This window comes from Novipirellula galeiformis (genome assembly GCF_007860095.1).
Lineage (GTDB): Bacteria > Planctomycetota > Planctomycetia > Pirellulales > Pirellulaceae > Novipirellula > Novipirellula galeiformis.
The window spans coordinates 45,955-59,267 of sequence record NZ_SJPT01000015.1 but is presented as its reverse complement, the minus strand read 5'-3'; the positions used below and the strand labels follow the sequence as shown (position 1 = coordinate 59,267).

At 56.5% G+C, this 13,313-nt stretch carries 6 protein-coding genes and 1 tRNA gene; 5 read left to right on the top strand and 2 right to left on the bottom strand.

The features are described from left to right. Positions 1-501: 501 nt before the first annotated feature. Positions 502-1,458, bottom strand: coding sequence for a hypothetical protein (locus tag Pla52o_RS25010; RefSeq protein WP_146597372.1), 957 nt, complete (start codon positions 1,456-1,458; stop codon positions 502-504). A gap of 444 nt (positions 1,459-1,902) precedes the next feature. Between Pla52o_RS25010 and Pla52o_RS25005 the strand changes: the two genes are divergently transcribed. After that, positions 1,903-1,976 (top strand) — tRNA-Met (locus tag Pla52o_RS25005). A gap of 881 nt (positions 1,977-2,857) precedes the next feature. Here the strand turns inward: Pla52o_RS25005 and Pla52o_RS27205 are convergent. Continuing rightward, on the bottom strand, positions 2,858-3,016 hold the full coding sequence (locus tag Pla52o_RS27205; RefSeq protein WP_197169509.1) for a hypothetical protein: 159 nt from the start codon (positions 3,014-3,016) through the stop codon (positions 2,858-2,860). A gap of 237 nt (positions 3,017-3,253) precedes the next feature. Between Pla52o_RS27205 and Pla52o_RS25000 the strand changes: the two genes are divergently transcribed. The 4 genes from Pla52o_RS25000 (at position 3,254) to Pla52o_RS24985 (ending at position 13,160) form a co-directional block, all read left to right on the top strand. Beyond that, positions 3,254-6,700 carry a WD40 repeat domain-containing serine/threonine-protein kinase gene (locus tag Pla52o_RS25000; RefSeq protein ID WP_146597371.1) on the top strand — a complete coding sequence of 1,149 codons (3,447 nt, stop codon included), beginning with the start codon at positions 3,254-3,256 and terminating at the stop codon, positions 6,698-6,700. 496 nt (positions 6,701-7,196) lie between these two features. Further along, positions 7,197-8,801 (top strand): TolC family protein, encoded by a 1,605-nt coding sequence (locus tag Pla52o_RS24995; protein WP_146597370.1) that lies wholly within the window; start codon positions 7,197-7,199, stop codon positions 8,799-8,801. Next, positions 8,794-10,056, top strand: coding sequence for an efflux RND transporter periplasmic adaptor subunit (locus Pla52o_RS24990; RefSeq protein ID WP_146597369.1), 1,263 nt, complete (start codon positions 8,794-8,796; stop codon positions 10,054-10,056). Before Pla52o_RS24995 ends, Pla52o_RS24990 begins: the two co-directional genes overlap by 8 nt. A gap of 47 nt (positions 10,057-10,103) precedes the next feature. Next, the gene (locus Pla52o_RS24985; RefSeq protein ID WP_146597405.1) at positions 10,104-13,160 is read left to right on the top strand and encodes an efflux RND transporter permease subunit; all 3,057 of its coding nucleotides are present in this window, start codon (positions 10,104-10,106) and stop codon (positions 13,158-13,160) included. The last annotated feature ends 153 nt before the right edge of the window (positions 13,161-13,313 follow it).

Here is a 13,313-nt window from a genome sequence, read left to right as displayed (position 1 = left end):
GTTGGGGCACACCGGTATCGCGGCGATGCTAGGAACCACATCAGATTGACGTCAAGGGCAAGGTAGGGGGCGGATCGCATGCATCGAGGCAATTCGCCGCTTTTGTCACCGCTTGACGCTCCGTCATCCAAATGTCCACCAACGAAGATCACGGTGTCGGCCCCCCAGACTCCGCATGAATGTGGCTTGCGGAGCACGCACCCCGCCAAGGTTGGCGATCCACGCGATGAGTTTCACGACAATTCGGGGTTGCTGGTTGAGTAACCCGAACGCATAAGTTTCAAACGTGCACAATCACCGCTTTCACCGACAAACCTTAACCCGAAGCGTTAGCGAGGGACCGAATCAAGATCAACACTCCTTCGTAATGCCTTGATGGCGTCGGCGATGCATTCCCGCAATGACTTCGTCTGCCCCAGAGGCAATCCACAAACCCGCCTGGTAATCGACAGCGACTCATTGCTACGTAGCGACTCATTAAACGTAGTGACTCCGCACCGCTCACCGGCTCAAGCCCGCCGCGACCAGCGCCACGATCGCGGCCCCCAACGCGATCATCCAAGTTCGATTAACCGGCGGAGGCTCCGAGTGCTCGAGGGCTACTTCAACGGCAGCTTCGTTTCCAGCGACACCGCGGTTGGATGGTGCCCCGCCAATGCTGGTGGCGAAGTCGCCCCCCCTCGGCGCAGTAACCTCCGCCGCCCCACCTTCAGAAACGTTGACGGCAGAAGCGTTGACGGCAGAAACATTCATCACCATGGGATCGGGCGGCGAGAATTCGAGTCCCAAATCGAGCTGCGGTATGGCGGAGCGACACGTTTCCGCGTCCATCAATCCAAGCCGCCTAATATCAAGCCGCAAATCAGCGATGGATGCGTAACCGCCTTGCCCAGGATTGGCGAGCAAGCGTTGAAGCAGGGACCCCGCGGCGTTTGAAAACGCATCGCTCATTTCGCCCTGCGCGTGTGTGGCGATGCAGCGGTTCGCCGGATCCGACTCGCCCGCATCACTCGCATCACTCGCATCCAGATCACGCCCCGTGACCATGAAATACAGCGTGCAGCCCAGCCCGTAAAAATCGTTTTGCTGACCTGGGACGCCCTCGGCGGAGCCAAGATCGGCTGACGCTGCTTCACCGCCATCGATTTGCGGCGAGCGACTCAGCCGAGCCGCTTCGGTTTGAATCAGCGTTGCGGTGCCATCCTCGCGAACCAGGATGTTTGCCGGTTGGATGCACCCCCGGCACTTTCCTTGATCGTGTAGCACGTCGAGGTCCGCAGCGAGTTGATCGACGACCGTAATCGCGTCCGCAATCGACAAGGTTCCTGCCGTTTCAATACACGCACGCAAGGTATCGCCCGCGTTCGGATCAACGTCGAGTGGAGGGCACGCCGCAGGGTGATCCGTCTTAAAGACGCCAGACTCACCGGTTAGATCTTCGCAATGGTCGTTATTCATGCGTAATTCCGTCGCGTCGCCGTTCCGGGCTCAGCCAAGTCATCGAAGTGGAGAAAAACGTAACGAGATCACGGGCCCCTCTAAAACAACAGGCACCCCTTGGTAGATTCGAGGTGATCGAAGCTAAGGGAAGTCAGAGCAAGGTTTCAAGGCGGCACCAATATCATGCACCGAAGTCGACCGAAAAGCGAGCATCCGACAGACGCTCATTTTTCAGATCCATCCGCCCTTTCCACCGAAGCCTTGGAGTATTATAAATTCCAGTGCGAAAGAGGTTAGTCCCGGAATCGCCTTTATGGCGAGATCGACACAGGATCGGACCAGTTCCCCGAGCCGTTATGACCCGACCAGGGAATTAAGGGTGCGATCCTAAATCTGGAAAAAGGTGTCGTTACATCTGCTTTTTCAACCGAAGCAAATCCGGTACACTCTTCAAAATCTTCAGGCGATGTAGCTCAGTCGGTTAGAGCGGAGTCTTCATAAGGCTTAGGTCAGCGGTTCGAGTCCGCTCATCGCTATTTACGTCTACGTAAATCTGGTCGCTAGACAAACCAGTTGTATACCGTGTGCCCCTTACCCACTCGAGTTCCCGGTAAGGGCTACCGGAAAACAGCACGGATAGCATTCGGCGTTTACAAAGTCTGCATCAGCGACTCCGCAAAGGTAGACCGAGCCCCTTTTTCCTGAGGGCCAGTGCGGCGAGTTTCGCACCGCCACCTTTCCTTTGCAGCATCCCCCCTACAAGTCTAGCGACGTTAGAAGCTGCGCACACGGCGGGGCATCTCGGCAATGCTACGGGCATCTCGGCAACGCTACGGGCAAATCAGCGACGAGCGTGGCAACCTGGCCAGGTTGCCACGAAATAGCCCCGGTCAATTACGATGTTTCTCGGAACCACGTCGCCAATCAACGCCCCCCAAGAATCCAAACCTGCACACCGCAACCTAGGCTTGGCTCGCAGTGTGTACACGCCCTGGCATCCACCAAGCTAGCCAATATCGCACCTCACTTCACCAAACCTCCGGCTTGAGTCACGAGCGAAGCCATCACAGTGCCGTGGGACATGCCCCAGTTTGCGCCGACCACTCGCCACGGGCAAAGAGGTGATGGTTGTCACCGGAGACCGGGACGACGAGGTGCCCCAGGAATAGGTGACCTTCCATAACGGGATGTCACCACAAGTGACGCCTGCAGAACCCCGAACGCAAGCCCTGACCCCGGCGCAGTCTACTCGCAATGTCACCAGAGCAGCCTTCTCGCGACTCCTCTCTTGATACGTCGCCTGCTGACGTGACCAACTCTTGCGTCAATCCCCTGTGCAAGCGAAACCCAGTGCAAGCGAAACACGATTCAACGCAATCCGTCTACGTTCACGCTTCACTGCAAACGACTTACATCATCAGCTGATAGCAAGTCCAAATGTCACATCGTTCATCGACTGCGGCATGGCACGGGCATGATGAAACACGAAACCGCTCGCACCGCTTGCTGAAAATGCCCCGTCGGCCATCGCCAAACGGACAAACTCTTCTCGCTGGGGACACTCGACCAAACTCATCCCAGCCTATCCTTGCTCCGGAAAAGAGCGAGTATGATTACAGCAAAAAACGCCCCCGATGCGTTCGACCTGTACAGAGAAACGGCTCTACGAGTTACCTAAGAATGATCTAAGATAGAACATTAGCTTGGCCGCAGTCACGAGAGGCTCAAGGCAAGGCCTAAAAGAAATGGGCCTAGAAGAAATGGTTCAGCCAGCGCCGTCGAACACATTGCCGAATCCAGGAGGTCACCCATAGTGGCGGCCCGTGAAAACCTACCCGAGAATCCGCAACTCGATGCCCCGGCATCAGCGGATGTGATCGCATCCTACTTGGAATCAGTTGATTCGGGGCGTCCCCACTCCCATTCTGACATCGCCGATTCACACCCAGAACTTTGGGAGCAGTTTTTGCGGTTTCTTCAGCATTCCGCCGCCGCGGAAGCACTGGCAAATACAGATAGCGATCCAGCGAACTCTTCAACACCCCATGGAGTCAGTCGCGTCCCCGAAGGATCGAGCTATGGAAACTATCGCGTCTTGCGAACCTTGGGCGCCGGCGGAATGGGCGTCGTCTATGTTGCAGCAGATCCCCACTCTGGACAACTGGTTGCGGTCAAGGTGTTGCGGCACACGGCGGACCAACATCGATCGTCGAGCGAAAGGTTTCGACGCGAGATCCACGCGGTCGCCTCACTCAAACACGACCATATCGTGCCATTGGTGGCGTCCGGAATCGAAACCGAAACCACTTACTTGGCGATGCAACTGATCGATGGCGTCCCGTTGACCGAAGTCATTGCGTGCTGCAAAGCACGGCTCAACTCACCAAACGCCGAGACGGAAATTACCGAAGACACCATCGCATTGACTCCGGTCACCGCGACAACACCGGGACAGTGTTTTGATCATCTGACCGGCAATGGAGACGACTTTACCGGCATTGCGTTGCTGATCGCGACGATCGCCGACGCACTGCACGTGGCTCATCGGTCAGGGATCGTTCACCGCGATGTCAAGCCGTCCAATATCCTACTCGATGCGAATGGCAAGGCTTGGCTGACTGATTTCGGGCTCGCCGGATTTGCGGAAGAGCATACGGCGCTGACCGCGACCAACGAAATTATCGGCACGCCAACGTACATGAGCCCTGAGCAGGCGACCGCTTCAGGAAACTCGCTCGATCCACGATCGGATGTATACAGTCTGGGGGCAACACTCTACGAGTTAGCGACACTGCAGAGGCCCTTTGCAGGAAATCGACATCAGATCCTGTTTAGCGTGATGCAAGGAAGTGTAGCGGCCCCGCGGGCGATTCGAGCTGACATTCCCACCGACCTGGAGGCGATCATCGTCAAAGCGATGGCCCTGTCGCCTCAAACGCGATACCCGTCGCCCGCCGAAATGGCGGAGGATCTTCGACGGTTTGCGTCCGGCAACTTGGTCCAAGCCAAAATGCCCGGATGGTCCGCACGAGCGCACCGCTGGATCGAACGCAATCCGCTAGTCGCACTCGTGTCGCTCCTAGGCATCATCGCAACGATCGTCGCTGCGTTCGCAGTTCAAGCAGTCAACTCGAGAACACTCTTGACGGTGAACCGAAAACTGGAGAGCACAAACCAGAGCCTCTCGGACTCCAACAAATCCCTCACCGCACGTGAAAAACAACTGCAACAACAGCTGTTCGTTTCCGATATGTCCTTGGCATTCAAAGCCTACCAGGAACTGAATACTCCCATCGTCCGCCAGGTGCTTGACCAGCATCGCGTGCAGTCGCATGACCAGGAGCGACATGGAATCGCTTGGCACCTACTTGATGGATTGACACAAACATCCGAAGCAATTGAGTTAACCAAGCACAGGGGCGCTGCTACGGAGTTGGCCATTCTACCCGACAACCAAACGGCCATTTCAGTGGGACACGACGGTCAAGTTCATCGATTTGATCTGCGTGCTCAACCGCAGGTGCAAGTGATAGCGATCGGCGGGGAGCTTGATGCGGTAGCGATCTCGCCGGACGGCGAGTCACTTTTCACTGGAATGAACATCCCCCTGGGCTTGAACCTCACTCAGCGGTATGGCATTCCCTCGGGTGATTTGCTGACTCAGTGGATGAGCTTACGCAATTGCGTCGAATCCACCGCCGTGTCACCCGATGGCGCACTCTTCGCATCAGCAGATCGTTACAACAAGGTCCAGGTACGCAGTGCTGACGGAACCATTGTCGATCAATTCATCACAAATTCACGAAACGAGTCTCTCGCGTTTTTTAACGGCAACGATCAAATCGCAGCGATCTTCCGGGATTCAAGCGGCAACGATTCTTTAAAACTCAGGGACCTAAACACGAAACAAACAACCGAGCTCACATTCGCCTTTGATCCCAAGACTTTCGCGTGCTCGGCGCCCCGTTCGACCGATACAATGCTCTCATTCGTTGTCGCTGGCACTGACAAGATCGAGGTGCTGCAATGGCCGAGGGAAAAACGATTACTGGATGAACAGCGGGTCGTGGGCCGGATTCGCTGTGTCGACATTAGCTCGGATGGCGAAACCGTCGTCGCGGGTTGTGACGAGGGCACTATTCTCGTGTGGCGAAAAAGCGAAGGCGATTTTAACCCAACGCCGCGGGTAATTTACGCGAGCGAACAACGTATCAATAGCGTCAAATGCGTGAGCGAACTCGAAAGCAAGCATCTTGGCAAGTCGGCAAAGTCAGGCGGCATTCTGACTGCCTGTGAAAATGGACGCGTTCAACTTTGGCCGCTGCCGCCGGACAATCCCCGGTCCCTATTGGACTCGTCGACGTCGAGTCCGGCAAACCACGGAACATCGAGCTGGTCGGCGAGGCACGACGCGGATTCCTTTTTCATTCGCTTCGAGGACGGATCGATTGGGGTGCTCGACTCTTCATTAAACCTGAATCGCATCCCAGGACTGCCAATAGACAAGCTTGGCAAGCTAATCTCCGCCGACGATGGAGAACACGTCATCGTTGCGACGCCCGCCGAACTGGTCCGCATCGAGGTTCAGACCGGTGAAATCAAAAACCGAGTGAATAAACCCGATCCCAACCAAAGCTGCACCGACATGTTGGTCATCGCAGACAAGTTGTTCGTGCTTTTCGACGACCACTTGATCGTCTGCAACGCAACAAATCTCGATCAGTTAAGCCACCACCCCCTTCCCGACGACCACGCCAATCGACTCGTTCAAGTTCCCCATGAAGACAAAGTCGATGTGGTCACACGAGCGCATATTCACCAGCTTGAACAGGGCCACTTGTCAACGATCGCGACCGCCCCAACCGTGGCGGAGAACTACGTGAGCCTTACGTTCAGCGACTCGGGTGACTTGCATGCGATTGCGATGATGAATGGCACCGTTCGAGTCGGCACCGTTCGAGTCGGCACCGTTCGAGTCGGCACCGATGACAAAGCCTCACCGCCGATCGTGCTTCGCGGCCATCGCAAGGAGATACTGGCTTGTGTCTTTATGGACAACGACAGGACGCTAGCCACAACCTCACTCGATGGCACCCTACGATTCTGGAATTTAGCCACCGGGCGTGAACTAGGCTCCCTGGCCGTTCCGAATCCCAAATCCCCCGCCACTGCCCTGCACTATTTCCGTGAATCAGCGACGTTGGTTACCATGCACATCAAAGACGGGGTGCAACTTTGGACGACCTCGCCTCTCGACTAACGGTTACCAAAACGGCGTGAGCCTCGTGCGCAACGGCCCGTTGCAATCTCGCGTTTTCCCGGCTCAACGTAAATCTTTCCGTATCCTTCAACCTCCGCCGCAACTCCCTTAACGACATTCGCACCCCGGTTCCGGTTGGCTTGTGAAGCAAATGGCTTAGGCCCCGCAGCGCGAATGGATCAGGCCCAATACGGCTGGCCCCAACCTCGGCTTCTGTAGTCGGTGAGTGAAATTTCATCGGTTGATTGCTTCGGCGACAGCCCTCGCCGGTGCTGTTGAAGTCAGGGCTTGTTTGCTCGGTTGCGCTCCTCACAGCGTACGACGCAGAATAACGTTTCGACCGGCAATACGCATCTGGCAACTCGCATCGCATTGCTATGGGTGAGTGATTGCCAGCGTTTGCGGGAAATGACGTGCATGGGATGCTTGGGGCTGTTTGACTCGGCTGCAAAATTGAGCTTGTGCCGGCCGACGAACCCTCGGTAGGTTTGCCAGCATGGGATTTTTCGGTTTCAAATTGCATCCGCTTGCGCGCAGGGTGGTGGTATTCTTGCTGCTGGTCGTTGCCGGATGCGCTGGCCGCGAGTCCATGCCGACGCTCCCGACGCAGAATCCGCCTCCATTTTCGCAGAGTGGCGAGTTAACGGTTCCCGATCGGTGGTGGAGCGAGTTCAAGGATCCCGCACTCAATGAACAAATCAATCAGGCGCTCGAGAGCAGTTTTACGCTCGCTGCGGCTCGACAACGGCTCCGCGCCGCAAGGGCGGTGGCCCGCCGAGAAGCCTCTAACTTGTTTCCTGATGTCAACGGCGTCGCCGATATTGGCAGCGGTTTTGGCCCCGGTCCCGATCTTCAAAATTATGTTTGGGGATTTGAGGCAGCGTATCCGCTAGATCTTTGGGGCCAGATTGAATCGCGCGTCGAGGCCGAACGATTGCGAGCGTCCGCCACGCGAGAGGATTATCGCGCGGTCGCATTGACGCTCTCTGCGGAGATCACGCGGACCTGGTTTTCGTTGATTGAAGCCCAGGCTCAACTCGGCTTGCTCGACGAACAAATCCGAACCAATCGGACCGGGCTTCTGCTGCAAGAGTCACGATTTGGTCTGGGATTGATTCGCAGCCCCGATGTGCTCCGCCAACGCCAATTGGTGGAAGCGACACAGGAACAGGCGGTCGTGGCAAAGGCACGCATCGAGGTGCTCGAGCATCAATTGGCCGTGTTGGTCGGCCAGATGCCGCAATCGGCTCAATACGCCCCCGGTACCACGTTGCCCAAATTGCCACCGCTGCCGGCAACGGGATTGTCTTCTGATTTGTTGCAGCGCCGGCCCGATGTGCGACGCGACTATTTGGCGTTTGTAGCGTCCGATCGCGATCTCGCGGCTGCGATCAGCGACCAATACCCTCGCCTCAGCTTGACCGGTTCGCTGTTGAACGTTGCTGATCGTCCCGAGACGATTTTTCGCGATTGGTTTGTTTCCATCGGCGGCCAATTGATCGCTCCCCTCATCGACGGGGGGCAACGAAAGGCTGAGGTCGCCCGTACCTCGGCGGTGGTGCATGAGCTCTTTAATCAATATGGTCAAACCATGTTGATCGCCTTCCGCGAAGTCGAAGACAGCTTGACCCGTGAACGGTACCAGCTCGAACGTCTGGGACACTTGGAAAAACAATTGGCATTGGCTCGCCAAGCGGCCGACCAACTGCGTGAACAATATCTGCTGGAGCCCGACACGGACTACCTCGCTGTGCTGACGGCAATTACCGCCCAACAACGTTTGCAGCGCGAAGTGCTTTCCGCTCAACTAGAATTAAGACTCATCCGGGTGGCGCTCTACCTTGCGCTGGCCGGTAGCTTTGACCCTCAGCCTCAAGCCGCCCTCGAACCAGCCTTCACCGTGCAACAGCCCGCCAACGCCAACCCCACCGAGATCAATCTTTCGGAGACATTGGATTCCGATGGATTCGATCTGGACGACATCGATTCCCAATACTTCGATCCCAAACCCGACGAACCGGAAACGGATGGTCTAATCAATGTCGCTCCGAACTTTGTCGATTCGGGTTTTATGTTTCTAGAGACCAGCAACGATGAGTGAATCCCAACTGCCCCCCAAATGGCGTTGGCTTAGCATCATCGGGACGTCGATTGCTTGCTTGGCCATCTTGTCCGCTGCGGCCGCGGCAATTGTGGTCATCAATCGGACCGAGCCCACCGCAAAGCAGATCAACGCCACCCGCAAGTCCGCTGCGTTAGTCGAAACCATGACCGTCGAGCGTGGGACATTCTCGCCCACGTTGCGCGTGCTCGGGACGGTGCAGCCGGCCCAGGAAATCGTGCTTAGCCCCCGAGTCAGCGGCCAAGTGGTCGAGGTATCGCCGCAATTTATCCCCGGTGGGAGAGTCAGCAAAGGCGATCTGCTACTACGCATCGATCCCGCCGACTTTGAAAACGCGTTGTCGATCCAGGAAAGCGAGTTGGAACAAGTCGAAGCTTCTCTGAAGATCGAAGAAGGTCGACAGAGCCTAGCCGCAAAAGAGCTGAAGTTGCTCGAAGGCACCATCGATGATACGAACCGCGAATTGGTACTACGGGCACCCCAGATTGCTTCGATTCGTGCGGAAGTCAATGCGGCGAAAGCGGCGGTAGAAAGGGCGAAGTTGGACTTGGCTCGGTCGAGTATCTTTGCGCCGTTTGACGCCCAAGTCATCTCTCGATCGGTCAACGTTGGCTCGCAAGTTTCACCTAGCGATGAACTTGCTCAGCTAGTCGGTATCGATGAATACTGGATCTCCGCCGCGCTCCCGGTCCGCTCTCTGCGCTGGGTTCAATTTCCGACGTCGGATCAACCGGGATCCAGCGTGACGCTTCGGAATCCCGATGCTTGGCCCGTAGGCACCGAGAAGCAAGCTCGCATTGCGCGCATGATCGGCACCGTTGATGAAAGAACGCGGTTGGCACAAGTGTTAGTCACCGTCGCGGATCCTTTGGGCGAAGCAACCGACACACCGCCGCTGATTCTCCAATCGTTGATCGAGGTCCAAATCGAAGGGCGAGCGATTGAGAACGCGGTGCGTTTACAGCGTCGTTACGTTCGCGAGGGCGATACCGTCTGGGTGATGAAAGAGGGACAATTGCAAATTTGCGAGACCGACGTGCTTTTTCGAGATGCCGAATATGCATATATCGGCGAAGGACTGCAAAGCGGTGACGAGGTTGTGATCACCACATTGGCGACCGTGGCCGAAGGCGTTGGTCTTCGCAAAATAAACGAAGTCCCTGATGCTGACTCGAGCCACGACGAAGAAAACGAGGCAATCAGCGGCGAAATCAGCGAGGACGCCGCGAAGTGAGCACCAACGAACCGACGCCGAATTTGCAACGCGGTCCCATCGCTTGGATGGCCCGTAATTCAATCGCTGCAAACTTGCTAATGATCATCTTGCTTGGCGGCGGGTTGTGGTCAGCCGCCGTGATGCAAAAGGAAGTCTTTCCGCAATTCCAACTCGATGTCGTGGAGGTCTACGTCGGTTATCCCGGTGCCGCTCCATCGGAAGTGGAACAGGGGATTTTACGGCCCATCGAGGAAGCCGTCCGCGGCGTCGAAGGGATCCGTGAAATTACCAGCCGGGCTCGCGAGGGCCGCGGAGAAGTGCTGATCGAAATCGTGGCCGGATCGCAACGCATGAAAGCCTATCAGGATATTGATCAGGCGATCAGTCGCATCCGTACGTTTCCCGAGCAGATCGAGCAACCCGAAGTTCGCCTGCAGTCGCAACAACAAGAAGTCATGCAAGTTGCGTTGTATGGCCCCGTCGACGTTTGGTCCCTTCGCAAGCTCGCCGAGCAACTACGCGACACGTTGCAGTCCAATGATCAGATCACGCAAGTCGAATTGCGGCGGGTGCCCAAATACGTGACGCACGTCGAGATACCGCGTCAGCGATTGCGACAATACGGGCTGACCCTGCCGGAGGTCGCCGATACCATCCGCACCGCGAGTCGCGATGTGGCCGCAGGTTCCATCCAGACCACGGCGGGCGAAATTTTGCTTCGAGTCAAGGCGCGTAAGCAGTGGGCCGAAGAATTCGCCGGGATCGAGATCGTTTCGGGCCGCTCCGGTCCCTCGGTGACGCTTGGCGATATTGCCACGATCCGCGACGGTTTTGAGGAAGTCGGCTTTCATTCGCAGTTCAGCCAAACGCCCTCGGTCGAACTCGATGTGTTTCGTGTCGGTTCGCAATCGCCGATCGATGTAGCGCACGCGGTCGAAGCAACGATGCTTGAATTCGAAACGGTGCTGCCGCCGGGGGTGAAATGGCGGATTGACAGCAACAATGCCGATGAATTTCGCCGGCGACTTTACTTGGTCTTGGAAAATGCACTCGTCGCCGTCGGCATCGTCCTGCTGATCCTCGCTATGTTTCTGGAATTCCGCTTGGCGTTCTGGGTGATGATGGGCATGGCCGTCTCGTTCATCGGCGGGATCTTGTTGCTTCCTGTCTTCGACGTCAGCATTAACATGATCTCGCTGTTCGGCTTTCTCGTCGTGTTGGGGATCGTGGTCGACGACGCTGTTGTTGTTGGCGAAAACGTTTATGAAAAACGACAGACCAGTGGGGATAACGAACTCGCCGCAATCGAGGGAACTCGCGAAGTCGCTGGCCCAGTAACGTTCAGCATCCTCACCAATATCGTCGCCTTCGTGCCGTTGATGTTTATCCCAGGGGAAACCGGAAAATTCTGGGCTCCGTTGCCGGTGGTCGTGATCCTTGTGCTGTCACTATCGCTGGTCGAGTCGCTGTTCATCCTGCCGGCGCACTTGGCTCATGTACGAAAGGCGGGCAAGCGTCGCCACGGTTTAGGAGCCCGGCTTCATCACTTGCAACAACGGTTTAGCCAATCGTTCAACCGGATCGTCGAATTTGCCTTTGGTCCGATCCTGAAATTTTGCCTGCGGTTCCGTTACGTCACTGCGTGCACGGCACTCAGCTTACTACTGGTCATCGTCGGTTACGCCACCAGCGCGCACATGGGCATGATCCTGATGCCTACGGTGTCTGCGGATGAAATCGAAGCCGGCGTTCGCATGCCTGTTGGCACAACGCAAGACCAAGCGGCCGAGATTGCAGACGCCGTCACCAAAGCTAGCTTGCGAATGTTCGACGAGCACAATCTTTATGAAGTTGCCGAAGGCATCAAGACAAATGTGCGCGGCCAAGATTTTATCGATGTGGAAATCGTGCTGAAGCCACCCGACGAACGTGACATGACGGCCGACGAAGTCATTGAATTATGGCGAGACTCGATCGGTGATCTGCCCGGTGTCAATCAAGTAACTTTCGAGGCCGAGAGTGGCCCCGGTGGCCATCGTCAAGATATCAGCATCGACCTCAGCCATAGCGACATCGACGTATTGGAGAAGGCGTCTCAGGCGTTCCTCCAGCGCGTCAAGCTTTACTCCAACGCCCGCGATATCGGTGACAACTACAACAAAGGCAAGGCTCAGTACGACTTCCGGCTTCGCCCCGAAGGACGCGCCCTGGGGCTAACCGACGAAGAACTCGGCGAACAATTGCGTGGGGCCTTCTTTGGCTCGTTGGCGCTGCGGCTGTTACGCGGCACCAACGAAATCGAGGTTCGTGTTAAGCTGCCCGAAGAGCAACGAGAGGATATTTACCACTTAGAAGACTTGATCATCCGCACGCCATCGGGCGCCGAAGTGCCCTTGTTGGATGTCGCAGAGGTTGAGAAGGACGTGGCGTTCTCGTCGATCAACCGACGTGACGGCCGCCGAGTCATCAATGTCTCGATGGATGTTGAACCCAAGCGGGCGGTCACGCAAGTGATTGATGCGTTGCGGAACAAGGAACTGCCGAGCTTGCGAGAAGACTTCCCCGGCATCACGTGGACCTTCGAAGGAAGCGATGCCGAGATGCGTCGTGCGACCGCCTCGCTTTGGGGTTCCTTTGGACTCGCGTTGGCCGTGATCTATTCGCTGTTGGCGATCGCGTTTCGCGGCTACATCCAGCCCTTGATTGTATTGGTGGCGATTCCGTTTGGGATCGTTGGCGCTGTTTTAGGGCATATCGTGTTGGGGTATGACCTGTCGTTGGTCAGCTTTATGGGGGTGATTGCGCTTTCGGGCGTCGTCATCAATGATTCCTTGATCATGATTGACTATGCGAATCGACGCCGCAGCGAATGTTCTGCGATGGAAGCGATCACTCAAGCCGGATTGCGTCGTTTCCGGCCGATCATGTTAACCACGTTGACCACATTCGGTGGGTTGATGCCTTTGATTTTCGAAAAATCGCTGCAAGCACAATACATCATTCCGATGGCAATCTCGCTGGGCTTCGGAATCTTGTTCTCAACCGCGATTATCCTGGTGCTGGTCCCCTGCCTGTACCTGATTCTCGAAGACATCCAATCGCTGCTTTCCAAATCGTCGTAACACGAATCTCTCCGCAGGTCACCGGAGACGTGATGACACGTGCATGTCACCATCCATCTCCCCATCCATCTTCACGGTGACGTCGGCGAGCGAAGCCAGCTTAGTTGCTCCGCGCCCAAGCATCGGGCGGGTGGTCGTGTCCCGTTGCACGGT